The organism is Sphingomonas sp. AX6 (genome assembly GCF_902506605.1).
GTDB lineage: Bacteria > Pseudomonadota > Alphaproteobacteria > Sphingomonadales > Sphingomonadaceae > Sphingomonas.
Genome location: NZ_LR733979.1, coordinates 1,667,176 through 1,691,915 on the forward strand (window position 1 = coordinate 1,667,176; position 24,740 = coordinate 1,691,915).

The following is a 24,740-nucleotide window of genomic DNA, read 5'->3' on the forward strand; positions in this document are numbered from 1 at the left end:
AGTCGAGAAACGGGATCCTGGCCTCCACCTCTCGTTTCTCGACTTCGCTCGAAACGAACGGATGGGGTGATGGCGGCGGAACACGCCCGCGCGGGACCGCTACTTCGCCCCCACCCGGTTCGCGACCAGATCGTCAACCACCGCTGGATCGGCAAGCGTCGATATATCCCCCAGACTCGACACATCCCCTTCGGCGATCTTGCGAAGAATCCGCCGCATGATCTTGCCCGACCGCGTCTTGGGCAGGCCGGGTGCGAATTGCAGCGCGTCGGGGGTGGCGATCGGACCGATTTCCTGCCTGACCCATTGCCGCAATTCGTCGCGCAGCGCCTCGCTCGGCTCGGCCCGCGCGTTGAGCGTGACATAGGCATAGATGCCCTGCCCCTTCACATCATGGGGCATGCCGACGACTGCGGCCTCGGCCACCTTGGGATGCGAAACCAAGGCCGATTCGACCTCCGCCGTCCCCATACGGTGCCCGGATACGTTGATGACATCGTCCACCCGGCCGGTGATCCAGTAATAGCCGTCATCGTCGCGGCGGCAGCCGTCACCGGTGAAATATTTGCCTTTGTAGGTGGTGAAATAGGTCTGGAAGAACCGGTCGTGGTCGCCCCACACGGTGCGCATCTGGCCCGGCCAGCTTCGCGCGATCACCAGATTGCCGTCGGTGCTGCCGTGCAGCACCTGACCCTCGGCATCGACCAGTTGCGGATCGACGCCGGGCATGGGCAGCGTCGCACTGCCGGGCTTGAGCGCGGTCGCCCCCGGCATTGGCGCGATCATCGCGCCACCGGTTTCGGTCTGCCACCAGGTGTCGATGATCGGGCAGCGCCCCTCGCCCACCACGTCGTGATACCAACGCCACGCCTCCGGGTTGATCGGCTCGCCGACCGTGCCGAGCAGTTTCAGCGACGATCGGTCGGTGGCCTTCACCGGCGCGTCGCCATCCTTCATCAGCGCGCGCAAGGCGGTCGGCGCGGTAAAGATCGTATGCACCTTGTGGCGATCCACCACTTGCCAGATGCGGCTGGCATCGGGCCAGTTGGGCAGCCCTTCGTACATCAGCGTCGTCCCGCCATTCGCCAGCGGGCCGTAGAGGATATAGGTGTGCCCGGTCACCCAGCCGATGTCGGCGGCGCACCACCACACGTCGGCGGATTTCGGGCCGGGCCGATAATCGAAACACCATTCATGCGTGCACGCCGCCCAGAGCAGGTAACCGCCCGACGAATGCAGGACGCCCTTGGGCTTCCCCGTCGAGCCCGAGGTATAGAGGATGAACAGCGGGTCCTCCGCGCCCATCGCCTCTGCTGGGCAACTCGCGTCCACCGTCGCCGCGGCGTCGTGATACCAGACGTCGCGGCCTTCGGTCATTTCCACCGCACCGCCGGTCGCCTTGACGACGATCACCTTCTCCAGCGCAGGGGCACGTTTCGCGGCTTCATCGACATTGGCCTTGAGCGCGACGCGCTTGCCGCCGCGGCGTCCTTCATCGGCGGTCACCAGCACATGGCTATCGCAATCGGTGATGCGTCCCGCAAGCGCCTCAGGCGAAAAGCCGCCGAACACGACTGAATGGATCGCGCCGATCCGCGCGCAAGCCAGCACCGCAAACGCCGCTTCGGGGATCATCGGCATATAGATGGTGACGCGGTCGCCCTTCTCGACGCCCTGCCCCTTCAGGACATTGGCGAACCGGCAAACCTCTGCGTGCAACTGGGCGTAGGTGAAGCGCCGCGGCTCCTCGGACGGTTCGTCGGGTTCCCAGATGATCGCGACCTGATCGCCGCGCGTCTTCAGATGACGGTCGATGCAGTTGACCGCGACGTTCAGCTTGCCGTCGGCGAACCAGGAGATGTGGAAATCATCCTCGTCGAACGACCAGTCGCCCGCGATTTCGGGCCGCTTGATCCAGTCGAGCCGCTTCGCCTGTTCCAGCCAGAAGCTCCCCGGATCGGCCAGGCTGCGGCCGTAAAGCTGTTCGTATTTACCCGCATCGATCCTCGCCTTCGCCTGCCATTCGTCGGGGACGGGATAGAGTGCGGGGTCGGTCATGCCGGGTTTCTCCTGATTGCCGGGCAAGTGATGGCGCTCGCGCGGCCAGGCTGCAACCACAAACCCATCGGCCAATCGCCAACCCCACCCCGTTCGTGCTGAGCTTGTCGAAGCACTGTCCTTTCTTCGTGCCAAGAAGGACAATGCTTCGACAAGCTCAGCATGAACGGTCTTATTATCAGCAATTTACCGCAGCTCTCCAGTAACAAGGTTACAAATTGCGACAATAAAACCGTGGACGCTGGCGAAACCAGCCGCCATCCAAAGCGCCATGAATCGCGTCCTGCCCCTTGCGCTGCTCAGCGCTGCGACCGCGTTGTCGGCCTGTACCGTCGGTCCGAACTATCGGCCCGCGACCACCGAATCTCTCGGCGTGCCCGATAGCTATTCGGTGGGCGATGCCGCCGCGCGTGAAGACCTGACCACGTGGTGGACCCGGTTCGACGATCCGATGCTCCAGCAACTGGCTGCAGAGGCACGCACGACCAATCTCGATGTGGCGCAGGCCATCGCCCGGCTGCGTCAGGCACGCGAAGGGCTGGTGCAGAGCCGCGCGGACCTGCTCCCCAGCGTATCGGGATCGGGCGGCTATTCGCGGCGCGAACCGATCACCGGCGGTACCAGCACCACGACGCTTCCCGACGGGACGATCATCTCGACCGGTTCCGGTTCGAGCGACAGCTTCTCGCTGGGCGCCGACGCAAGCTGGCAAGCCGACATTTTCGGCGGCAACCGCCGCGGGGTGGAGGCATCGCGCGCGGCGCTTGCGGCCGCAGGCTACGACTATGCCGCGATCCTGGTCGCGATCCAGGGAGAGATTGCGCGCAACTACATCCTTGCGCGCGCCAATCAGGCGCAGCTCGACAATGCGCGCGCGACGCTCGCCATTCAGGACGACAATCTCGAAATCGCGGGTTTCCGCGTCCAGGCGGGGCTCGTCTCGTCGATCGACGTTGAACAGGCGCGCGTTCAGCGTGCGCAAACCGCGGCCTCCATCCCGAGCATCGAATCGGCCTATGCCAGCGCGGTCGCGCGGCTGGGGGTGTTGACCGGTCGTGCGCCGGGGGCATTGCGGACCCAGCTCGCCGCCGTCCGCCCGATCCCGACCGGCCCGGCCAGCGTCGGCGTCGGCATCCCCGCCGATACGCTGCGCCAGCGCCCCGACGTGCGCGTCGCCGAACGCAATCTGGCCGCCGCGGTCGCCCAGATCGGGGTTGCGGAGGCGCAACTCTATCCGCAATTGTCGCTGGGCGGATCGATCGACACCAGCGCGAACGCGCTCGACGCGATCGGGGACATCATCACGGGCCGCATCTTTTCCAACATCGCCCAGTTGATCTTCGACGCCGGGCGCACGCGCAGCCAGGTCCGCTCGCAACAGGCCGCCGCCGACGCCGCACTCGCCAATTATCGGCAGACCGCACTGACGGCGCTGGAGGATGTCGAAAACGCCGTCGTCGCGCTCGACGCCGCCCAGCGTCGCGAACGCGAATTCGCCATCGCGCTCGACGCCGCAACCAACTCCGCCCTGCTCTCCCGCCTGCAATATCAGTCGGGGCTGACCGACTTCACCACGCTCAACCAGGTCGAATCGTCGTTGCTGTCCGCCCGCAACGGCGTGACGCAAGCGCGCGCCGATCAGGCGACGGCGCTGATCCAGCTCTACACCGCGCTTGGCGGCGGCTGGGATGAAACACAGATCACCGATCCGGCGCCCGTCGCCGTTTTAGTCGAAGGTTCGAACTGATGGCCGACGCACCCCAGCCCAAAATCGACGAATTTCTGGGCGCGAACGAACGCCCGCGCTGGCAGCGCACGCTGAACAAGCCTTGGGTCAAATGGCCGCTGATCGCGGTGGGCGTGATCCTGCTCATCCTGCTCGCGATGCGATTATTTGGCGCGGAGGCGCAGACCGGTTACGCGACCGAGGATGTCGCCAATGGCAACCTGACCGTGACCGTGTCGGCAACGGGCAAGCTCGCGCCCACCGAACAGGTTCAGGTCGGCTCCGAATTGTCGGGCCTCGTCACGCAGGTGTTGGTCGATGTGAACGACCGGGTGACCGCGGGGCAAGCGCTCGCGCTGATCGACCCGTCGCAGCTCGACGACCAGATTCGTCAGGGCCAGGCCCAGGTCAACGCCAATCAGGCACAGGTCGCGCAGGCCCAGGCGACCCTTAGCGAATCGCGCGCCCAACTCGCCCGGTTCGAGGAAGTCAGCCGTCTGTCGGGCGGTCGCGTCCCCGCCCAGACCGAGCTTGAGGCTGCCCGCGCCGAAGTCGCGCGCGCCAACGCCGCGCTGCGCGTATCGCAGGCCAATGTCGTCGCCGCGCAAGCCGCGCTCAATTCGAACCAGACCCAGCGGTCGCGCGCGATCATCCGCTCGCCGGTCAATGGCGTGGTGCTCGCGCGTCAGGTCGACGAGGGTCAGACCGTCGCCGCGTCGTTCAACACCCCGACCCTGTTCGTGATCGCGCAGGACCTGTCGCAGATGCAGCTCGAAGTCGCGATCGACGAAGCCGATGTCGGCCAGGTCACCGACGGCCAGCGTGCGACCTTCACCGTCGATGCGTTTCCGGGCCAGACCTTTCCGGCGCAGATCACGCGCGTCGATGTCGGTTCCAACCTGTCGGCACAGGCGGCGAGCTCGTCGTCGTCGACCACCGGCACTGCCACGACCGCCAATCAGGTCGTCTCCTACGCCGCCGAATTGTCGGTGGCCAATGCCGAGCAACGCCTGCGCCCCGGCATGACCGCAACCGCAGAGATCGTGACCGTCGAAAAGCGCGGCGTATTGCTCGTCCCCAACGCGGCATTGCGCTTCACCCCCCAGGCGGCAGGGGCAGAAGAAGCCAAGGGCGGCGGCGGCATGGCGGGGGCACTTATCCCACGCGGGCGGCGCGGTGGACGTGGCGGCGCAGAGAAATCGGCCACCGTTGGCCGCGGCGCGCAGCAGACCGTCTATATCCTGGGTGCCGAGGGTCAGCCCGAACCGGTTCAGATCACCACTGGAGAGACCAACGGCGTCATGACCGAAGTGACCGACGGCAACCTGCGTCCCGGTGCAAAGATCATCACCGGACAATTCACCGGAGAGGGCGGCAACACCAAGGCAGGCAGCGGCGGGAGCGGCAAGCGTGGCGGATGAGCCGATCATCACGCTTCGCGGCGTCACCAAGACCTACGGCGAAGGCGCGACCGCGTTTCAGGCGCTGAAAGGCGTCGATCTCGACATTGCCGAGGGCGATTTCGTTGCTGTCATGGGTCCGTCGGGGTCGGGCAAATCGACGACGATGAACATGCTCGGTTGCCTCGACGTGCCGACCAACGGCAGCTTCCTGTTCAAAGGCGTAGAGGTCGGGCATCTCGACCGCGACCAGCGCGCCTTGCTCCGCCGCAAATATCTCGGCTTCGTGTTTCAGGGCTTCAACCTGCTCAGCCGCACCACCGCGCTGGAAAATGTCGAACTGCCTCTGGTGTACCGCGGCGAGGACAAGAAAACGCGCCACGATCTCGGCATGGCCGCGCTCGACAAGGTCGGGCTCGCCGATTGGTGGGATCATACCCCTGCCGAATTGTCCGGCGGCCAGCAACAGCGTGTCGCCATCGCCCGTGCGATCGTCACCAGCCCCGCGGTATTGCTGGCGGACGAACCCACCGGCAACCTCGACAGCGAACGATCGGTGGAGATCATGCAATTGCTCTCCGGCCTCAACCGCGACAGCAACATCACCGTCTTGATGGTCACGCATGAGCCCGACATGGCCGCCTTCGCCCGCACCCTCGTCCACTTCAAGGACGGACTGGTCGAGCGGATCGAGACCAACAAGAAAGTGCCGGAACCCGTCTGATGCTCGGCACCACTTTCCTCCTCGCGGTCCGCTCGATCCGGCGGCACATGCTGCGGTCGTTCCTGACGATCCTCGGCATCGTCATCGGCGTCGCCGCGGTCGTATCGATGGTGACGCTCGGCCGGGCCACGACCCAGGCCGCCACCGATCAGGTCGCGTCGCTCGGCACCAACATCCTTCAGGTCCGCCCCGGCCAGGGCTTCGGTCGCGGCGGCGGCGGCCCGCGCCCGCCCGATTTCGACGTGAACGATGTACAGGCAATCCGCGATCAGGTCGCGGGCGTGACCGCCGTCGCCCCCCAGGCGCAATCGACCGCCACCGCCATCTATAACGGTGCAAACTGGTCGACGACGATCAATGGCACCACCAACGCGTTTTTCGAAGTTCAGCCCTGGGAGCTGACGTCCGGCCGCACCTTCACACCGGCCGAGGAAGCGGCAGGGCGCGCGGTGTGCATCATCGGCAATACCGTCCAGCAGAACCTGTTCCGTGGCGGCGACGCGGTGGGGCAGCGCATCCGCCTGAACGACATATCGTGCGACGTGATCGGCACACTGGAGACGCGCGGACAGGCGGGGTTCGGCGGCGATCAGGACGATACGGTCATCATGCCGATTAACACCGTCCAGCGCCGCCTGACCGGCAACCGCGATATCCGGCTGATGCTGGTCGGGTTCGACGCGGCCTATGACCCGGCAGTCGTCCAATCGTCGCTGACCGATCTGCTGCGCGAACGCCGCCGCATCCAGCCTGGGGCGGAGGATAATTTCAACATCTTCGACACCGCCCAGATCACCCAGACGCTGACCGGGGTCACCACTTTGCTCACCAGCATCGTGACCGCAGTGGCGGGGATCAGCCTGGTCGTCGGCGGTATCGGCATCATGAACATCATGCTGGTGTCGGTGACCGAACGCACGCGAGAGATCGGCATCCGCCTGGCGATCGGCGCGGTCGCGCGCGAAGTGCTGATGCAATTCCTTGTCGAGGCGATCGTGCTGTCGATGCTCGGCGGGCTGGTCGGGCTGCTGCTGGCGCAGATCGTCATCGCGGTACTGACCCCGCTGATGCAGGTACCGTTTATCTTCGATCTTCAGATCAACATCATCGCCTTTGCGATATCGGCGGTGATCGGGGTGGTGTTCGGCTTCTTCCCGGCACGGCGTGCGGCGTCACTCAATCCGATTGATGCGCTGAGGCACGAGTAACACCCATCCCGTCAGAAACCCGTTTGTTTCGAGCGAAGTCGAGAAACGTGACCAAAACGTCCAAACCACGTTTCTCGACTTCCGTCATTGACGGAAGTTTATCCTGAGCGCCCGCCCTGAGGGCAGTCGAAGGGCTCGAAACAAGCGGCTGTTGGGGAGTTGGTCTGATTATCCTCACCCCGCGAACTGCAACAACCCCAGCCCGGCCACCAGCGTCGCCGCCGCCGCGATCCTTCGCGCGCCGAGCCCTTCCTTCAGGACATGCGCGCCCATCAGCGCCGCCCACAACACCGCCGTCTCGCGCAGCGCCGACACCTTTGCCGCCTCGACAAAGCTCATCGCATAGAGCGCCGATCCGAACGACAGGATCGACAGCGCCCCCGCCGCGACCCCGTACCGCCATTTGTCCCGCACCGCCGCAACCAATGCGCGCCGCCGCGTTCCGACCGCGAGGATCGTCACGCAAATCCAGTCGACCAGAAACAGCCACACGATGAAGGTGAAGGGGTCGGGCGCGATCCGTACCCCGCGTGCATCCGCGACGTTGTAAAGCGCCACCCCGATCGCCGTCCCGCCTGCCCAGAACAGCGCCCGCCCGCTCGGATGCGCGGCATAGCCCACGCCCTTGGGCGGCAGCGTGAACACGATCACCGATGCGGTCGCGACCACCAGCCCTAACCAACCCCAGACGCTGAGCCCCTCACCCAGCAGAAGCAACGCACCGATCGCGGTCAGCAGTGGGGCTAGCCCGCGCATCACCGGAAACACCAGCGATAGATCGCCTGCCTGCATCGCCCGGATCAAACAATATTGGTAAAAGAAATGCGCCGGAACCGCGATGGCAAGCGCGGTCCAGGTCGCGGCATCGGGCGGGGCCACAATGAACGCGGAAGGCAGGATCATCAGCGCCGCACTGCTCGACAGGATCGCCCGCCCGACCAGAATGTCGGACCCCATCTTCACCGCCAGATTGGCGAACGCCAGCGTCACTGCCGAGAACAAACCCAGCGCGATCGCCAACCCCGCACTATCCATGTGGACGCGCAAGCGCGCGGAGCGCCGCCAGATCCTCGGGCGTGTCGATGTCGATCAATTCTGCCGGGGACGTGACGACATGCCGCCCGCGCGCAATCAGGTCGCGCGCGCCGCGATCCCCCGACAATTGCTTGAGGGCATCGAAATGCGCCGCACCGAACAGAGCGGGCGGGCTCGGCTTCACGCCGTCGCTCGATGCAACGACGGCATCGTCGCCTTCCGCCTCGTCGATCAGGCGATAGAGTTGCGCGGCGGTCACTCGCGGCATGTCCGCCAGCGCGATCATGGCGGCGGCGGCACCCCGCCGTGCGGCTTCGGCAACGCCCAATCGCACCGATCGTGCCTGCCCTTCCTCGGGCATATCATTGACGATCACGTCATAGCCCCGCACCCCGAAATCAAGATGGGTCTCCAGCGTCACCGCAACTCGGAAGGCGAAGGGCATATCCTCGAATGCGGTGACCGCATGAAAGGCGAGCGGTTTGCCCAGATAGGGCTCGGCCAGCTTGTCCGTCTCGCCGAACCGCACCGAACGCCCGGCAGCGAGCAGGATCAGCGCAGTGGTTTCAGGCCGGATGGGCGGCGGGTTCATTCAACGCTTTCACCATGCCGGCGGCGATCGACAAAGCGATTTCCGACGGCCCGATCGCGCCGATGGCCAGCCCCGCCGGGCCTTCGATCCGCGCCAGCGCATCGCTGTCGAACCCCGCCGCCGCCAACCGTTCCAGCCGTGCCGCATGGCTCTTGCGCGATCCCAGCGCCGCGACATAGCCAGTGGGCGCGCGGAGGCCTGCGATCAGCGCCGGATCGTCGATCTTGGGATCATGGCTCAGCGTTACTACCGCGCTCGCCGCATCGGGTTTCAGGTCGGCTAGCGCCTCGTCGGGCCAGCGATCGTCTAGCGTGACGCCGGGAAAGCGTTCCTCGGTCAGGAACCGTCCGCGCGGATCGATCACCGTCACTTCGATGCCCATGGCGCGCGCGATGCCGCACAGGCTTTGCGCGATCTGGACCGCACCGATCACGAACAACCGGCGGGGCGGCAGATAGCGGTTGATGAAATTGTCGGCGCGTTCGAACCGCCCGATCCGGCTATAGCCTTCGAGGAGGTCGGTGGTGATGTGGATCGACTCGCCCTTGGCCGCGCAGGCTGCGATTTCGTCGAAGAATTGAGGCGGAAACCCGCCCTCGCCGACACGCTGCACGGCGACCAAGATTTCGCCGCCGCACGGCAGCCCGACTTCCCACGCCGCCGCGTCCGCCACGCCATAATGTTTGAGCGCGAACTTGCCCGTCTCGATCACCTCGGCCGCCGTCGCCAGCACATCGCCCTCGACGCAACCGCCCGACACCGATCCTTCGAACCGCCCGTCTTCGTGAACCAGCATGTGGCTACCACGCGGGCGCGGTGCCGACCCCCAGGTCGACACGACGGTCGCCAGCGCCAAATTTTGTCCACGCCAGTCGCGCGCGGCGTCCAAAATGCCCCCATGGTCGCTCATGTCGCGTCGGGAAGCCCGGCCAGCAATTTGTCGAGCGTCACCGGAAAATCGCGCACGCGAATGCCGGTGGCGTTGTAGATCGCGTTGACGATCGCCGCGCCCGAGCCCGAAATCCCCAGCTCGCCGATCCCTTTGACGCCAACTTCGTTGCTCACCTTGTCCGGGCTGTCGAGCAGATGCACTTCGATCGCGGGCACATCGGCATGGGCCGCCACATGATATTCGGCCAGGTCGGGATTGACGAACTGTCCGGTGCGCGCATCGACCACCGCATCCTCGAACAATGCATAGCCCATGCCCCAAACCATCCCGCCGATCAGCTGACTGCGCGCGGTTTTGGGGTTCAGGATACGCCCTGCCTCGAACACGCCGAGCATCCGGCGGACGCGGACTTCGCCGCTCGTCGCATTGACCGCGACCTCGACGAAATGCGCGCCGTGCGACGCCTGGCTGTGCTTTTCGCCCTCATCGCTCGGCTTGGCATGGCCCTTGGCCTCCAGCGGCTTGCCGTCGAGCAATTCGATCAGCGCGACGCGCCGCCCGTCCGCCTCGACATGGCCGTCCACCAGCCCAAGCTCATCCGGCGATGCGTTCATCCGGCGCGCCAGTTGTTGGATCAGATCGTCGCAGGCCAGTGCCACCGCGGAGGACGAACTGCTCGCGCCCCATGATCCCCCCGAACCCGAGGTACGCGGCAAATCGGTATCGCCAAGCGTCACGGTGACGTCTTCGACCGCCAGCCCCAGCAGGTCGGCGGCCATCTGCGCCAGGATCGTGTACGTGCCGGTGCCGATATCGGTCATGTCGCATTCGACCAGCACCCGCCCGTCGGGTTTCAGCGTCACCCGCGCGCTTGCCTGCGTCGTGAAGTTCAGACGCAGCGACGCGGCCATGCCGTGCCCGATCAACCAGTCGCCGTCGCGGGTTTTGCCCGGCGTCGGATTGCGCTTGTCCCAGCCGAAGCGTTTCGCACCCTCGTCATAGCATTCGACCAGGCGACGCTGCGAAAACGGCTTGTCGTCGCTGGGGTCGCGGTCGGGCTCGTTGATGCGGCGAAGCTCGATGGGGTCGATGCCCAGCTTCTCGGCCAGTTCGTCCATCGCCACTTCCAGCCCGAACGTCCCCACCGCCTCACCCGGCGCGCGCACCGATCCGGCGGGCGGCAGGTTCACGCGCACCACCGACTGGGTGAAGCGCCGGTTCTTTCCGGCATAAAGCGGGATCGAACCCATCGCGACGGGTTCGATCATGTCCTTGTTCTTGTTCTGGCTGACGATGCTTTCCTGAGCGATCGCCGTGATCCGCCCGTCCTTCGACGCGGCGATCCGCATGTGCTGGCGCGTGTCGGAGCGGTGATGCACCATCGTCGCGGTCTGGCGGCGCGACAGCATCAGCTTGACCGGCTTGCCCGTTTCCTTGGCCGCGATCGCCGCGACCGCGCATTCGATGCCCGCGCCCAGCTTGCCGCCAAATCCGCCGCCCACATAGGGGGCGAGGATACGAATGTTCGATTTGTCGATCTTCAGCGTCTTGGCCAGGCTGTTGCGCGCATCGCCCAGCGTTTGCAGCGCCCCGCGTACGATCAGCTTGTCGCCGTCCCACCATGCCAGCGCGGCGTGCGGTTCCATCGACGCGGGCAAGTGGAACGGCGTGGTATAGGTCACATCGACCGTCACCTCCGCGTCGCGCATCGCCGCATCGACATCGCCGATATCGACATCCTCGATCAGCGCGCCCTCGGGCTCATGCTCGATCTCGTCCACCGTCTCGGGGTCATGCGCGCCTTGGGTCGGCGCATATGCGATCTCGACCAGCGCGGCCGCGGCGCGGGCGTTCTCGAAACTGTCGGCGACGACCGCTCCCAGCACTTGACCGAAGAACAGCACATGCCGCCCTTCGTCGGGCATTTCCTCGTCGCTGTCGGCACGCTCGGTGGGGAGCAGCGGATGATCGACGATCACCGCCACGACGCCCGGCGCGGCTTCCGCCTCGGCCGTGTCTATCGAGGTCACGCGCCCCGCGCCGATCGTCGTGTGGATCATCTGCGCGTACAGCGTGCCGTCGGGCGCATCCTCATAGGCATAGGTCGCCTGGCCCGTTACTTTCAGCCGACCGTCGATGCGATCGTGCGGCTTGCCGACATGGCCCGCGCGAGGGCGGTCGAGCAGATTGGGGGTCGTATCGCTCATGCCTGCACCTCTTCGCCCAGCTTGCCCTCGGCGAGCGCGGACAGAGTGCCCACCATCAGCCGCCGGGTCAGCGCGATCTTGAAATCATTATGGCCATGACCGGTGGCATCCGCCAACAAACGGTCCGCCGCCATGCCGAACAGCGCGGCCGATGGCGCTTCGCCCACCAGCATCGCCTCGACCTCCGCGTCCCGCCACGGCACCGTGCCGATCCCGCCGAACGCGATCCTGGCAGCGGCGATCTTGCCATCCTGGACCGACAGGCTCGCCCCGATCGACACCAGGGCGAACGCATAGGACGCGCGGTCGCGCACCTTGCGATAGGTTTGGCGGGCGGAAGTCGCGGGCGGCAGCGTGACATGGGTGATCAGGTCACCCGGCTCCAACACGGTTTCGATCTGCGGTGTGTCGCCAGGCTCCAGATGGAAATCCGCCATCGCGATATCGCGCTTGGCACCATCGGCACCGCGTACCGACACCACCGCATCCAGCGCCCGCATTGCGACTGCCATGTCCGATGGGTGCGCGGCGATGCACGCGTCCGACGTTCCCAGCACCGCGCAATTGCGATTGAAGCCGTCGATCGCCGGACAGCCGCTGCCGGGCTTACGTTTGTTGCATGCACTGGCGGGCTCGTAAAAATAGACGCAGCGCGTCCGCTGGAGCAAATTGCCCCCGGTCGTCGCCTTGTTCCGCAATTGCGGCGATGCACCCGCCAGCAGTGCGCGCGACAGCATCGGATAGCGCGCCCGGACCAACGCATTCGCGGCCAGATCGGCATTGGGCACCAGCGCGCCGATGCTTAGGGACCCGTCCGCCGTTTCGGCCACTTCGGTCATGGCCAGACGGCTGATATCGACCAGCACCTCGGGCGCTTCGATCTCAAGCTTCATCAGGTCGAGCAAATTGGTCCCACCCGCGATGAACTTCGCGCCCTCGGCCTGGCCCCGCGAGGCGGCATCGGCCTCATCTGCGGCGCGGGCATAATCGAACATTCTCACGACCGCACCTCCGCCACGTCGGCAATGGCATCGACGATATTGGGATAGGCCGAACAGCGACAGAGATTGCCGCTCATCCGTTCGCGGATTTCATCGCGCGTCAGTTTCGTGTTGCCCAGATCGGCGCTGACATGGCTGGGGCCATGCGCCTCGGCCTCGGCCAGCATCCCGACCGCCGAACAGATCTGCCCCGGCGTGCAATAACCGCACTGGAACGCGTCATGCGTAATGAACGCCGATTGCAACGGGTGCAGGTCGTCGCCCGTCGCCAATCCCTCGATCGTCGTCACCGCGTCGCCGTCATGCATCACCGCCAGCGTCAGGCAGCTATTGATCCGCCTCCCCTCGATCAGCACCGTACACGCCCCGCATTGACCGTGGTCGCAGCCCTTCTTGGTGCCGGGCAACCCCAGTTCCTCGCGCAACAGGTCGAGCAGCGACATGCGTACATCGCCCTCGAAACTGTAATCCTTGCCGTTTACGGTCAGTTGCATGGGATCGCCCCTCATCTCTGTTTCGACTGGCCAACGAGCGAACCGGGCGGGCGTTGCGCAAAGGAAAAGAAATTGATCGCATCGCTTTCACGTCGGGCCGTATTTGCAGGCTACGTGCTGCTGGCGTCCGCCTGTGCGCCGGTGCAGGATGCGCCGATGCAGGCCGCATCCGCCCCCCGCGACGTCATCGTCATCGGCCATCGCGGCGCGAGCGGGGAACGCCCAGAACACACGCTGGCCGCCTATGACTTGGCGATCGAACAAGGCGCGGACTTCATCGAGCCCGATCTGGTTCCGACCAGGGACGGCGTGCTCGTCGCGCGGCATGAAAACAACATCACCGATACCACCGACGTCGCCGACCGCCCCGAATTTGCGTCACGCAAGGCCACCAAGACCATCGACGGATCGAAACAGACCGGCTGGTTCACCGAGGATCTGACGCTGGCGGAATTGAAGACGCTGCGTGCGAAGGAGCGCCTGCCGATGCTCCGTCCCGACAACCGCGCCTATGACGGCAAGTTCGACGTGCCGACGCTGGCCGAGGTCATCGCGCTTGCAAAACAGCGGTCGGCGGAGACGGGGCGCACGATCGGCATCTATCCCGAAACCAAGCATCCCACCTATTTCGCGTCGATCGGCCTGCCGCTGGAGCCCGCACTCCTCGCCGCGCTGCGCGAGGCCGGATGGGACAGCGCCGACGCGCCGGTATTCATCCAGTCGTTCGAGGTCGACAACCTCAAGGCGTTGGCGGGTCAGACGCGCGTACCACTGATCCAATTGATGGCGCAGGACGGCGCACCCGCCGATGGCGGTGCCGCCAGCTATGCCGCAATGGCGACGCCCGAGGGTCTTCGCGCGATCGCCTCCTATGCGTTCGGGGTCGGTCCCAACACGGCGATGGTGACGGGATCGGGCGGCAAGCCGACGCCCCTTGTCGGCGACGCCCATGCCGCAGGACTGAAGGTCCACCCCTGGACGCTGCGCGCCGAAAACTACTTCCTGCCGATGCGCCACAAATCGGGCATCGACCCGCGCGCAAAAGGCCGGATGGCCGACGAGATCGCCGAACAACTCGCCGCAGGGGTGGATGGATTCTTCACCGATTTCCCTTATGCCGGGGTTCAGGCTCGGGATGCGATGGTGCGTCGATCAACCGCCGAGTAAAGGGCACGTCCCATGCGTAAATCCGTTCTGATGTTCGCCGCTTGCCTCCCGCTGTTGAGCGGCGGGTGCATCGCCAAGACCGCGTTCGACGTGGTCACGCTGCCGGTCAAGGCGACCGGCCAGGTGATCGACTGGACCACCACCAGCCAGGAAGAATCGGACCGCAATTACGGCCGCAAGATGCGCAAGCAGGAAGCCGCCGAAGGCCGCGAGATGAAACGCCGCGACAAGGAAGCCAAGCGCGCGGCACGGCAAGCCGAGCGCGACGACGATTATTGAACGCGAATTCCCGACCCGTTCGTGGTCGGTCAGATCAATCCTGCCCCTCGGTCGCCAGCGCTTCCGCCACGATCCTGAGCACATCGGGGTTCATCTGAGCCCCCACATGGCTGGTATCGATCCGGATCGCGCGACACCCCACCTCGTCCTCGCAGTGGCAGTTCCAACCGTTGACCAGCCCATCGGTCGGGCTCCAGATCGCAGTCGATGGACAGGGAAGCGGACGCGCCACTTCCTCCGCCATCGCGATCACCGCCGGATCGCTGATCTTTTGCCCAGTATACCATTCGAAGCTGCGCCACACATTGGTCGCGGTAGCAGGCCCGGCATAGGGCGACACGATCGTCACCACCGATCGCACCAGATCGGGTCGTCGGTGCGCCATCAGCCGCGCCATGATTCCGCCCAGGCTGATGCCGATCAGGGTGATCGGACCGCCGGTCTCTTGCGCCACCCGCTCGATCCGCTCGACCAGCCGCTCGCCATCCATCCCGATCGCGCGGGTGCCGCAATTGCGGCCCAGTTCCCAGCGATAGGACCGGTATCCCAGCGTATCGAGATACCGCCGCAGTGCCACATTCGACAGGTCACCATTGAACATGCCCGGCAGCACCAGCACTCCGCGCCCGTCGCCGCGCGGCGCTTCCGCCAGCCGCTTGCCCGCCAGCGCCAGTCGCCCGATGCCGAACGCGGCACGCGGCCATTCGCCCCACATCCTGGCGCGCGGTGGCGCCATGTCGCGGGGAATGGGTGAAAGCGCTGTCATAACCATGTCATTACCGTAACCGAAAAGGGTGTCCAAAGTCCCAACCGGACCCCGGCCGTGCGTAACGCGCGACCGGTCCAACTGTTGCACGTGTTGAACGCGGTGTATCGGCCCCTGGCTGTATAGAAGCTGTCGTGATTGGCGTATCCCGGCTGCGCGGCGGCAACTCCAGACGATCCGACGTCGAAACTGCCGCGGATGAACGCGACGAGCCGCGCATATTCTTCCGGTCTCAACAACACGCGGCGGACATGCGACGCCGGGCGCGGCTCGGCGATGCGCTCGACATACATCACCGTATCCTCGCTGCCGATCGCGGCATTCACGACCGTCATCGGCCGCAAATCGCGCCAGCGCGGCGTATTCACATAAAAATCGCGGTCGCCCCATCCGAACGCGACATGGCTGTGCCGACCATAAGCCGGATCGCGCGCGTCATAGGGGGAAATCAGGTCGCGCCAGTCCGCGCCCGGGGTGTCCGCAGGCCCGACCAGTGGCAGGACGATGCCGGTATGGATGCCGTTATCCTCGACCCAGACGGCAATGCCCCGTTCGGGCTCGACCCAGCCGCGATTCGCAGGGATCGCGCCCCCGATCAATCCAGCAACCATATAAGCGACCCAGACCGCGCCTAGGATGCCGACCGCACGCCCGATGGCGATGCGCCATTTCGGGGCAGTCGATCTCTGCAATCGGGCGCGCTCATTTCTTGTCATCGATCGTTCATGCTAAGCCAATCGCATGGCAAGTGAAACGCACGTATTGGACCGCCCGCCAGAGGGCGCGAACGCCGACTGGACGATCCCGCAAGGGTGGGAAAACTACACCGCCGACGAACATGCGGTGTGGGACCTGCTGTTCGAACGTCAGGCGAAACTGCTGCCGGGTCGCGCATCGGAGGCGTTTCTGCGCGGGCTCGATGTCCTCAAACTCTCCAAACCCGGCATCCCCGATTTCGAGGAACTGTCCGACCGGCTGATGAAGCTGACCGGATGGCAAGTCGTGGCGGTGCCGGGGCTTGTCCCCGACGACGTGTTCTTCGACCATATGGCCAATCGCCGCTTCGTCGCGGGCAATTTCATCCGCACCCGCGATCAACTCGATTATCTGCAAGAGCCCGACGTGTTCCACGACGTTTTCGGCCATGTCCCGATGCTGGCCGACCCGCGCTTTGCCGATTATCTCGAGGCCTATGGTCGCGGCGGGCTGCGCGCGATGGAATTCGGCGCGCTCAAACAATTGTCGCGGCTCTACTGGTACACGGTCGAATTCGGCCTGATCGACGAGCCCGAAGGCTTGCGCATCTATGGCTCGGGCATCGTCTCCAGTTCGGCGGAAAGCGTGTTTTCGCTCGAAGACCCCAGCCCCAATCGCATCGTGTTCGACCTGAAACGGGTGATGCGAACCGATTACCGGATCGACGATTTCCAGCAGAATTATTTCGTCATCCCCAGCTTCGACGAATTGCTCCGCGTGACGGTGGAGACGGACTTCGCGCCGCTCTACGGCGAGATACTGAGCCAACCCGATATTCCGGTCGCGGAAATCGTCGAAGGAGACGAGATCATCACCCGCGGCACGCAGGATTATGCGCGGGCAAAGGGGTGGCAGCCCGCCTAGTGTCGTCATTCCCGCGAAGGCGGGAATCCATAGACGCTAATCGCGCGTTTCTATCGTGAGCATCCGACATATTGATTCCCGCCTTCGCGGGAATGACGGAAGGGGGGGGCTTACCAGCTCCCGAACCCCGGGGCTTCGCCCTTGCCGCCACGGCGGCGCACGCGATCGGGCGCGTAACGAAGCCTTTTGACGAAGCGCAGTGACGGCCAATGGCCATTGTCCACGCGGCCCGCCAGCCGGAACCCCTGCGCGCGATACGCCCGCGCCACGGCCTCCTCCTGGCTTTCGAGCAATCCCGCGACCACCAGCGATCCGCCCTCGACCACTGCCCCGCCGATGCCGGGCGCAAGCTCGATCAGCGGCCCGGCAAGGATATTGGCGATCACCAGATCATAGGGTGCGCCCGACGCGATCGTCGGGTGATCGACGCCCGATGCCGCAAGCAATGTCAGCCGACCGGGGCCGCGCCCCAGCTTCACGCCGTTGATCGCGGCATTTTCGCGCGAGACATCGACCGCGACGGGATCGATATCGCTCGCCACCCCGCGCGCCTGCGGCCACAAATGCAACGCCGCAAACGCCAGCAACCCGGTGCCCGTGCCGACATCCAGAACATCGCGATACCGCTCCCCCCGCCTGGACATCGCGTCGAGCGTCGCCAGACACCCCGCCGTCGTCTCGTGCGTCCCCGTCCCGAACGCGCGCCCCGCATCGATGCGAAACGCCTTCGCCCCCGCGGGCACCTCACCGCGATTGGTGTCGGTATGGACATAGAAACACCCGGCATGGACCGGCTCGATCCCCGCCTGGCTCAGCGTCACCCAGTCCTGTTCGGCGATCCGCTCGACGACGGCCTTTGCACCACGCGCGGAGGGCAACAGCGTGCGCACCGCCTCGATCGTCGCCTTGCCCGGCTTTGCCTCGAAATAGGCATCCAGCCGCCAGTCTTGCGTGTCGTCCTCGGTTTCCTCGCGCGTCATCAGCACGGGCGCAGGCTCGATCCCCGCCAGCCGCACATCGTCAAAATCGAGCGCCTCGGCCTCCGCGCGCGTGCACGGCAACGTCAGCTTCCAGCTATCGCTCAACGCACATAGCTCGCGCCATTGGCGTCGAGCACCGCGCCGGTCATCGACGCAGGCGCCTCCAGCGCGCAGAATTTGGCTATCGTCGCAATCTCGTCGGGCATGGCGACGCGCCCGAGCGGAATGTCGGCGAGCAACTTGTCCCCGCCGCGGCTTTCCAGATAATCCTCGGCCATGCCCGTCATCGTGAAGCCGGGGCAGATCGCGAACGCCAGAATGCCGTTCTTGGCGTATCCTCGCGCGATCGTCTTGGTCATCGCGACCATCCCCGCTTTCGACGCGGCATAATGCCAGTGCGCCGGGCTGTCGCCGCGATAGGCGGCGCGGCTGGCGATGTTGACGATCCGCCCGCCCGATCCGCGATCCTGCCAGTGCTTGACCGCCAGTCGACAGAGTTCCGCGCTGGCAGTCAGGTTGATCCGCATCGTCCGCTCCCACGCGGCAAGCCAGGCATCGTCGTCGAGGTCGATCGGCGCGGCGTCGAAGATGCCCGCATTATTGACCAGAACGTCGATCTTGCCGCCCAACTGGTCAATCGCCTGCACCCACAAATCTTGCGCGCTTCCCGGTTCGGAAAAGTCGCAGGCAATGCCGCTGGCGGTGCCGTGCCCGATGACATTGGTTCGGGGCGTGTCGAGTGCGGCGATGATGGCAGCGCCAATGCCGCGCGACGATCCGGTGATGAGGATGTTGGTCATGCGCTCGCCTTAGCGCGGTGGGGCGTGTGCGGTCGAGGTTGGTTTCTGCCCTCCCCTAGCCCGTTTGTTTCGAGCGAAGTCGAGAAACGCTCACGGGCGCTTGCCTAACGTTTCTCGACTTCGCTCGAAACAAACGGGCGGAGACGTGAGCCTAAGCCGCGACGCTGTCCGAAAACCCGTCCGCCGCGCCCTTCAATTTGGCGATCCGATTGTCGATTTCGGTCGATTCGTGGTCCAGCTGGTCGAGCTGGCCGACCATGTCCTGCGTATCCTCGCAAATCGACGCGACCGTTGCTGCCGCGGAATCGGCGGCAAGTGCGGTCTCGTCAACGCTGGCGGTGATCGCGGTGACGGTTTGCGCCTGGACCTCCATGGTCCGACGGATGCGCTCGGCAGATGCCTGCACCTCGCCCACCGTGTCGCGGATCGACGCATTGGTCGATACGGTCGCACGCGTGGCAGCCTGAATCGCGGCGATCTTGGCGGCAATATCGTCGGTGGCGCGCGCTGTCTGGTTGGCAAGCGACTTCACCTCCTGCGCCACTACCGCGAAACCACGCCCGGCATCCCCCGCGCGTGCCGCCTCGATCGTTGCGTTGAGCGCGAGGAGATTGGTCTGGCCCGCAATATCGCGGATCAGCCCAAGGATCGATTCGATCGACTTCGCATGGTCGGACAGCGCCTCGGACATGCCGACCGCTTCGCTTGCCTGGCCCGATGCCTTGGTTGCGATGTCGGCAGCGACTTCGACTTCCTCGCGTGCATCCTCGATCGCACGAATCAGTCCTGCCGCGGTCTGCGCGGCTTCGCGCATCGCAACCGCCGATTGTTCGGCAGCGGCGGCGACTTCATTGGCCTTGCCCAGCATCCCGCGCGCCGAATGCGACGTCCGTCCCGCTTGTGCGCGGATCGAATTGCCCAGTTGCGACGTGCCGTCGATGGTGGCGGCGATCTCCTCGCGAAACCGCGCCGCATTGCCCTGGCGCGACGCCACCGCTTTCGCCGCATCGCGCGCGCCCATGGCCGCGGCCATCACGTCCGCCTCGATCAGCGCCAGTCGCTGGACGGTGTCCCCCAGCCGCCGGGTGCGAAGACAATCATCCCCCAGCCGCTCGCCGATCATCTTCAGCGTTTCGCTATGCGCATAGGCAAGCGACGACAGCAGTACGCGCAGCGGCACCGATGCACGATAGCTGTCATGCGCGTGGACGATCGCCATCGCCATCCAGCCGTCGCCGCCCGGGTCGCGATATTTGGTTCGGATGTAATCGGTGCTCTTGGCGATCTGGGCATCGTACCGGTCGCCCGTGAACCATTCGCGCTGCTTCGCGACCGCCGGCAGCGCCAGATAATGGTCCCAGAATCGCCGTGCGATGATCTCGCATCGTCCGTCGATCAACTCGACGATCTCGGCGCAATTAGCACCGATCGTTAGGTCCCAGTCATAGTCGCGAAGCCGCTCGGCCATCGACCTGTCGTCGTCGCCCCATTGGCCGAGCGCTATGCTGCGCTTCTCTGCCATGGCCCCCTCCTCCTGATGATCGTTTAGGCGGCGACCTTTGCCGCGAAATCCCCTGCACTCGCCTTCAGTGCGACGAGTTCGCCGTCGAGCGCGGCAAAGCCCGAACCCACCCGGTCCATTTCCGCCGCCACGCTTTCGGTATCCTCGCGGATCGCCGCGATCGTCATCGACATCGAATCGGCGGCCAATGCGGTCTCGTCCACGCTGGCGGTGATCGCAGTCACGGTCTGCGCCTGCACCTCCATCGCATGGCGGATGCGGTTGGCCGATTCCTGAACTTCTGCGACCGTGTCGCGGATCGATGCATTCGTATCGACCGTCGCGCGGGTCGCGGACTGGATTGCTGCGATCTTGGCGGCGATGTCGTCGGTCGCGCGTGCGGTTTGATTGGCGAGCGATTTCACTTCCTGCGCCACCACCGCGAAACCGCGCCCGGCATCGCCTGCGCGTGCCGCCTCAATCGTTGCGTTCAATGCGAGCAAATTGGTCTGTCCGGCAATGTCGCGGATCAGGCTGAGGATCGATTCGATGGACTTTGCGTGATCGGAAAGCATTTCGGACATGCCGACCGCGTCACCCGCCTGGCCCGATGCCCGATTAGCGATTTCGGCTGCGGCCTCGACTTCGCTGCGCGCATCCTCGATCGCGCGGATCAGACCGGCGGCGGTCTGCGCGGCTTCGCGCATCGCGACGGCGGATTGTTCGGCGGCGGCGGCGACTTCGCTGGCCTTACCCAGCATCCCGCGTGCGGAATGCGAGGTCTGGCTGGCGTGAACGCGGAGCGTTTCGCCCTCCTGCGACGCATGTTCGACGCTGGCACCGATATTCTGGCGGAAATCGCCCGCCAGCCGGTCGCGTTCGACCCGCGCGCTATGTTCGCGGTAATTATTGTAGATCGCGACCGTAATGTCGCTTTCGAGCGCGGAAAGCCGCATCAGCGTGTCGATCTTCGACACCAGTGTCGGATCGTCGCGATCGACCGCGCGCATCAATACGTCGAGCGCGGCTCGGTCGGACGCGTTGATCATCGACAGCAGCGCCATCGGTGGCACGTCGGCGGCATAAGCAGCGGCGACCGACCGCTCGATCGATTCGACCCAGGCCCGCCCGCCGGTATCGGTAAAGCGCAACCGCAGGAAATCGATGCCCAGATCGATCATCTTTTCGGTTTCGTGCGGTGCCCAATTGTCGTCGCTGTTGGTGCGATCATTGGCGAAGCAACGCAGCCATTGCTGCCAATAGGCCGCCGAAATCGCCCGCGCCTCGGGCTCCAGCAGCGCCCAAACGCTACGCGAATCGGCGATCAATCGTCCGTCGAAGTCGAAGATCTTCAGCCGATTGGACAGATCGACATCGCGTGCGATCCGGCCGATTTCGGGAAGATCCTTTGCCGCCTTGTGTTCGCTCACCCTGGTCGCGCCCCTTAAAAATCACGCTGCGCGCAAAGCCTGCACGCAAGGTCGTAAACCGGGTCTATCGCGACACGGGTTAAGAGGGCGTTAGCCAAGGGGCATCATCGATCCGATCCGTCATTCCGGCTTAGGCGGAATGACGAAGAAGCTGGGCTAGCGTCTTGCATCGCGGACGCCAGCGTTCCATTAGCGCGGTCGGAAGGAACCCGCCTTGGCATCGACCGCACCCAAACACGCACGCCCCTTATCTCCGCACCTCTCCGTCTATAAATGGGGACCGGCGATGACGGTTTCGATCCTGCACCGGATTACCGGCAGCGGGATGGCGACGGTGGGCACCGTCCTGATGATCTGGTGGCTGGCGGCGCTCGCCAGCGGTCCCGCGGCCTATGCCGCGTTCGTCGGGTGTTTCACCGTCGAAGGCGGGGGACTGAACATTCTCGGCCGCGTATTGCTGATTGGGTTGACGCTTTCCTTCTTCCAGCATCTGGCAAGCGGCGTGCGCCATTTCGTGCTCGATGCGGGCGCGGGTTACGAACTGAAGGCCAATCGCACTGGCGCGGTCATGACGATGGTGTTTTCGGTCGCCGCGACCGTTGCCCTGTGGGCCTATCTCCTGGTCGGGAAGAACTGACATGGCATCGACGGAACTCGGCCGCGTCCGCGGCCTCGGCTCGGCAAAGCATGGCGCGCATCACTGGTGGACGCAGCGGATGACGGCTGCCGCCAACCTGATCCTGCTGCCCTGGTTCGTGGCGTCACTGGTGATGCTGCCCGCTTATGATTACGCGACAATGGCGGCGTGGATGGGTTCGGCCTGGGTTGCGATCCCGCTGGTCCTGCTGATCGCCAACCTCTTCTACCACATCCGCCTGGGGCTTCAGGTGGTGATTGAGGATTACCAGCATGGCGAGACGCGCATCGTGCTGATGCTGCTCCTCAACGCCTTCGTCTTCATCGCCGCTGCGACCGGTATCTTCTCGGTCCTGCGCCTCGCCTTTACCGGAGCCGCCGCATGAGCGACGCCTACAAGATCATCGACCATACTTATGACGCCGTCGTCGTCGGCGCGGGCGGATCGGGCCTGCGCGCGACGATGGGCATTGCCGAAGCGGGCCTTAAGACCGCCTGCATCACCAAGGTGTTCCCGACCCGCAGCCATACCGTGGCGGCGCAGGGCGGCATCGCCGCGTCGCTCGGCAATATGGGGCCGGATCACTGGACCTGGCACATGTACGATACCGTGAAGGGTTCGGACTGGCTGGGCGATCAGGACGCGATCGAATATCTGTGCCGCGAAGCACCGCAGGCGGTGTACGAACTGGAACATGCCGGCGTGCCGTTCAGCCGCACCCAGGAAGGCAAGATCTACCAGCGCCCGTTCGGCGGAATGATGCAGAATATGGGCGAAGGGCCGCCCGCGCAGCGCACCTGCGCCGCTGCCGACCGAACCGGCCACGCGATGCTCCACGCGCTCTATCAACAGAGCCTGAAATACGACGCCGATTTCTTCATCGAATATTTCGCGCTCGATCTGATCATGGAAAATGGTCAGTGCCGCGGCGTCATCGCCTTGTGCATGGAAGACGGGTCGATCCACCGTTTCCGTTCGCACTCGGTGGTGCTGGCGACCGGCGGCTATGGACGCGTCTATCAGTCGGCGACTTCGGCGCACACCTGCACCGGCGACGGCAACGCGATGGTGCTGCGCGCGGGCCTGCCCTTGCAGGACATGGAATTCGTTCAGTTTCACCCGACCGGCATCTATGGCGCAGGCGTGCTGATTACCGAAGGTGCACGCGGCGAAGGCGGTTACCTGACCAATTCCGAGGGCGAGCGGTTCATGGAACGCTACGCCCCGTCGGCCAAGGATCTCGCCAGCCGCGACGTCGTGTCGCGTTCGATGGCGATGGAAATCCGCGAAGGCCGCGGCGTCGGCAAGGAATCCGACCACATCTACCTCCACCTCGATCATATCGATCCCAAGGTGCTGGCAGAGCGGCTTCCGGGCATTACCGAGACCGGCAAGGTGTTCGCAGGCGTCGATCTGACGCGCCAGCCGTTACCCGTCGTCCCCACCGTCCACTATAATATGGGCGGCATCCCGACCAATTATCACGGCGAAGTCGTCCATCTGAAGGACGGCAATCCCGATACCGTCGTCCCCGGTCTCTACGCGGTCGGCGAAGCGGCGTGCGTGAGCGTCCATGGCGCCAACCGCTTGGGCTCGAACAGCCTGATCGATCTGGTGGTATTCGGCCGCGCAACGGGTCTGCGAATCAAGGAAACGTTGAAACCCGGCACCAGCCACAACCCGCTGCCCAAGGGCTCGGAAGAATTGTCGCTGGATCGCCTCGACCATTTCCGCAATGCCAATGGCGCAACGCCGACCGCGCAACTGCGTGACCGCATGCAGAAGACGATGCAGAAGCACGCTGCCGTGTTCCGCACCGACGAGCTGATGCAGGAGGGCATCCGCCAGATGGACGCCACCTACGCGGGGCTCCAAGACGTTCACGTCACCGACAAATCGCTGATCTGGAACACCGATTTGGTCGAGACGCTCGAACTCGACAATCTGATGGGCCAGGCGTTGGTGACGATCCGTTCGGCTGCCAACCGCAAGGAATCGCGCGGCGCACACATGCACGAGGATTTCCCCGATCGTCACGACGACGAATGGATGAAGCACACCATTTCGACCTTCGACGGCTGGGGCGGCAAGGGCGGCACGACCAAGATCGACTATCGCCCGGTGCATGAATACACGCTCACCGACGATATCGACTATATCAAGCCGAAGAAGCGGGTTTACTGAGCCGAGGGGGCGTTCGCCGACGCCGCGTTCTGCCCCACG

At 64.9% G+C, this 24,740-nt stretch carries 23 protein-coding genes; 10 read left to right on the top strand and 13 right to left on the bottom strand.

The genetic code is table 11. From position 1 onward, the window contains the following. Positions 1 to 99 precede the first annotated feature (99 nt). Entirely contained in the window at positions 100 to 2,058 is a 1,959-nt protein-coding gene (gene acs / locus ENHY17A_RS08125; protein ID WP_159711730.1) for an acetate--CoA ligase, read from the bottom strand. 271 nt (positions 2,059 to 2,329) lie between these two features. On the opposite strand from acs, the gene ENHY17A_RS08130 reads away from it, so the two are divergent. Genes ENHY17A_RS08130 through ENHY17A_RS08145 form a run of 4 tightly spaced genes read left to right on the top strand, consistent with a single transcriptional unit; the run spans position 2,330 to position 7,116 of the window. Then, the gene (locus ENHY17A_RS08130; RefSeq protein ID WP_159711732.1) at positions 2,330 to 3,805 is read left to right on the top strand and encodes an efflux transporter outer membrane subunit; all 1,476 of its coding nucleotides are present in this window, start codon (positions 2,330 to 2,332) and stop codon (positions 3,803 to 3,805) included. Then, positions 3,805 to 5,205 (top strand): efflux RND transporter periplasmic adaptor subunit, encoded by a 1,401-nt coding sequence (locus tag ENHY17A_RS08135; protein WP_159711734.1) that lies wholly within the window; start codon positions 3,805 to 3,807, stop codon positions 5,203 to 5,205. Before ENHY17A_RS08130 ends, ENHY17A_RS08135 begins: the two co-directional genes overlap by 1 nt. After that, positions 5,195 to 5,908: an ABC transporter ATP-binding protein gene (locus ENHY17A_RS08140; RefSeq protein WP_159711736.1), complete on the top strand. Its 714-nt coding sequence runs from the start codon at positions 5,195 to 5,197 to the stop codon at positions 5,906 to 5,908. Before ENHY17A_RS08135 ends, ENHY17A_RS08140 begins: the two co-directional genes overlap by 11 nt. Beyond that, positions 5,908 to 7,116 carry an ABC transporter permease gene (locus ENHY17A_RS08145; protein ID WP_159711738.1) on the top strand — a complete coding sequence of 403 codons (1,209 nt, stop codon included), beginning with the start codon at positions 5,908 to 5,910 and terminating at the stop codon, positions 7,114 to 7,116. Before ENHY17A_RS08140 ends, ENHY17A_RS08145 begins: the two co-directional genes overlap by 1 nt. Before the next feature lie 174 nt (positions 7,117 to 7,290). On the opposite strand, the gene ENHY17A_RS08150 is transcribed toward ENHY17A_RS08145, so the two are convergent. Genes ENHY17A_RS08150 through ENHY17A_RS08175 form a run of 6 tightly spaced genes read right to left on the bottom strand, consistent with a single transcriptional unit; the run spans position 7,291 to position 13,337 of the window. After that, a complete protein-coding gene (locus ENHY17A_RS08150) occupies positions 7,291 to 8,151 on the bottom strand; it encodes a DMT family transporter (RefSeq protein WP_159711740.1) in 861 nt (286 codons plus the stop codon). Continuing rightward, positions 8,144 to 8,743, bottom strand: coding sequence for a nucleotidyltransferase family protein (locus ENHY17A_RS08155; protein WP_159711742.1), 600 nt, complete (start codon positions 8,741 to 8,743; stop codon positions 8,144 to 8,146). Before ENHY17A_RS08155 ends, ENHY17A_RS08150 begins: the two co-directional genes overlap by 8 nt. Then, positions 8,718 to 9,653 carry an XdhC family protein gene (locus ENHY17A_RS08160; protein ID WP_159711744.1) on the bottom strand — a complete coding sequence of 312 codons (936 nt, stop codon included), beginning with the start codon at positions 9,651 to 9,653 and terminating at the stop codon, positions 8,718 to 8,720. Before ENHY17A_RS08160 ends, ENHY17A_RS08155 begins: the two co-directional genes overlap by 26 nt. Further along, the gene (locus tag ENHY17A_RS08165; RefSeq protein WP_159711746.1) at positions 9,650 to 11,842 is read right to left on the bottom strand and encodes a xanthine dehydrogenase family protein molybdopterin-binding subunit; all 2,193 of its coding nucleotides are present in this window, start codon (positions 11,840 to 11,842) and stop codon (positions 9,650 to 9,652) included. Before ENHY17A_RS08165 ends, ENHY17A_RS08160 begins: the two co-directional genes overlap by 4 nt. After that, a complete protein-coding gene (locus ENHY17A_RS08170) occupies positions 11,839 to 12,843 on the bottom strand; it encodes an FAD binding domain-containing protein (protein WP_159711748.1) in 1,005 nt (334 codons plus the stop codon). Before ENHY17A_RS08170 ends, ENHY17A_RS08165 begins: the two co-directional genes overlap by 4 nt. After that, a complete protein-coding gene (locus tag ENHY17A_RS08175) occupies positions 12,840 to 13,337 on the bottom strand; it encodes a 2Fe-2S iron-sulfur cluster-binding protein (RefSeq protein WP_159711750.1) in 498 nt (165 codons plus the stop codon). The genes ENHY17A_RS08170 and ENHY17A_RS08175 overlap by 4 nt, the downstream gene beginning before the upstream one ends. A 156-nt stretch (positions 13,338 to 13,493) precedes the next feature. On the opposite strand from ENHY17A_RS08175, the gene ENHY17A_RS08180 reads away from it, so the two are divergent. Then, entirely contained in the window at positions 13,494 to 14,504 is a 1,011-nt protein-coding gene (locus ENHY17A_RS08180; protein ID WP_159714338.1) for a glycerophosphodiester phosphodiesterase, read from the top strand. Positions 14,505 to 14,516: 12 nt separating this feature from the next. Continuing rightward, on the top strand, positions 14,517 to 14,783 hold the full coding sequence (locus ENHY17A_RS08185) for a hypothetical protein (protein ID WP_159711752.1): 267 nt from the start codon (positions 14,517 to 14,519) through the stop codon (positions 14,781 to 14,783). Between the two features lie 34 nt (positions 14,784 to 14,817). Here ENHY17A_RS08185 and ENHY17A_RS08190 read toward each other — a convergent pair whose 3' ends face one another. Together ENHY17A_RS08190 and ENHY17A_RS08195 are read right to left on the bottom strand one after the other, a co-directional pair. Next, on the bottom strand, positions 14,818 to 15,549 hold the full coding sequence (locus ENHY17A_RS08190; RefSeq protein ID WP_236547815.1) for an alpha/beta hydrolase family protein: 732 nt from the start codon (positions 15,547 to 15,549) through the stop codon (positions 14,818 to 14,820). Further along, on the bottom strand, positions 15,546 to 16,265 hold the full coding sequence (locus ENHY17A_RS08195) for a TIGR02117 family protein (protein ID WP_236547816.1): 720 nt from the start codon (positions 16,263 to 16,265) through the stop codon (positions 15,546 to 15,548). Before ENHY17A_RS08195 ends, ENHY17A_RS08190 begins: the two co-directional genes overlap by 4 nt. Before the next feature lie 25 nt (positions 16,266 to 16,290). On the opposite strand from ENHY17A_RS08195, the gene phhA reads away from it, so the two are divergent. Continuing rightward, positions 16,291 to 17,169, top strand: coding sequence for a phenylalanine 4-monooxygenase (gene phhA, locus ENHY17A_RS08200; protein WP_159711754.1), 879 nt, complete (start codon positions 16,291 to 16,293; stop codon positions 17,167 to 17,169). Between the two features lie 110 nt (positions 17,170 to 17,279). Here phhA and ENHY17A_RS08205 read toward each other — a convergent pair whose 3' ends face one another. The 4 genes from ENHY17A_RS08205 to ENHY17A_RS08220 all read right to left on the bottom strand — a co-directional run bounded on the left by ENHY17A_RS08205 (position 17,280) and on the right by ENHY17A_RS08220 (position 21,880). Then, positions 17,280 to 18,254 (bottom strand): 50S ribosomal protein L11 methyltransferase, encoded by a 975-nt coding sequence (locus ENHY17A_RS08205; RefSeq protein WP_236547817.1) that lies wholly within the window; start codon positions 18,252 to 18,254, stop codon positions 17,280 to 17,282. Then, the gene (locus ENHY17A_RS08210; RefSeq protein WP_159711756.1) at positions 18,251 to 18,949 is read right to left on the bottom strand and encodes an SDR family NAD(P)-dependent oxidoreductase; all 699 of its coding nucleotides are present in this window, start codon (positions 18,947 to 18,949) and stop codon (positions 18,251 to 18,253) included. Before ENHY17A_RS08210 ends, ENHY17A_RS08205 begins: the two co-directional genes overlap by 4 nt. A 151-nt stretch (positions 18,950 to 19,100) precedes the next feature. Next, positions 19,101 to 20,471: a methyl-accepting chemotaxis protein gene (locus ENHY17A_RS08215; protein WP_236547818.1), complete on the bottom strand. Its 1,371-nt coding sequence runs from the start codon at positions 20,469 to 20,471 to the stop codon at positions 19,101 to 19,103. Positions 20,472 to 20,494: 23 nt separating this feature from the next. Then, on the bottom strand, positions 20,495 to 21,880 hold the full coding sequence (locus tag ENHY17A_RS08220; RefSeq protein ID WP_236547819.1) for a methyl-accepting chemotaxis protein: 1,386 nt from the start codon (positions 21,878 to 21,880) through the stop codon (positions 20,495 to 20,497). Between the two features lie 214 nt (positions 21,881 to 22,094). Between ENHY17A_RS08220 and sdhC the strand changes: the two genes are divergently transcribed. Genes sdhC through sdhA form a run of 3 tightly spaced genes read left to right on the top strand, consistent with a single transcriptional unit; the run spans position 22,095 to position 24,701 of the window. Beyond that, complete coding sequence (gene sdhC, locus ENHY17A_RS08225; RefSeq protein WP_159711758.1) at positions 22,095 to 22,517, top strand: succinate dehydrogenase, cytochrome b556 subunit; 423 nt, start codon at positions 22,095 to 22,097, stop codon at positions 22,515 to 22,517. A gap of 1 nt (position 22,518) precedes the next feature. Continuing rightward, positions 22,519 to 22,902, top strand: coding sequence for a succinate dehydrogenase, hydrophobic membrane anchor protein (sdhD, locus tag ENHY17A_RS08230; RefSeq protein ID WP_159711760.1), 384 nt, complete (start codon positions 22,519 to 22,521; stop codon positions 22,900 to 22,902). Then, on the top strand, positions 22,899 to 24,701 hold the full coding sequence (gene sdhA / locus ENHY17A_RS08235) for a succinate dehydrogenase flavoprotein subunit (protein WP_159711762.1): 1,803 nt from the start codon (positions 22,899 to 22,901) through the stop codon (positions 24,699 to 24,701). Before sdhD ends, sdhA begins: the two co-directional genes overlap by 4 nt. Positions 24,702 to 24,740 lie beyond the last annotated feature (39 nt).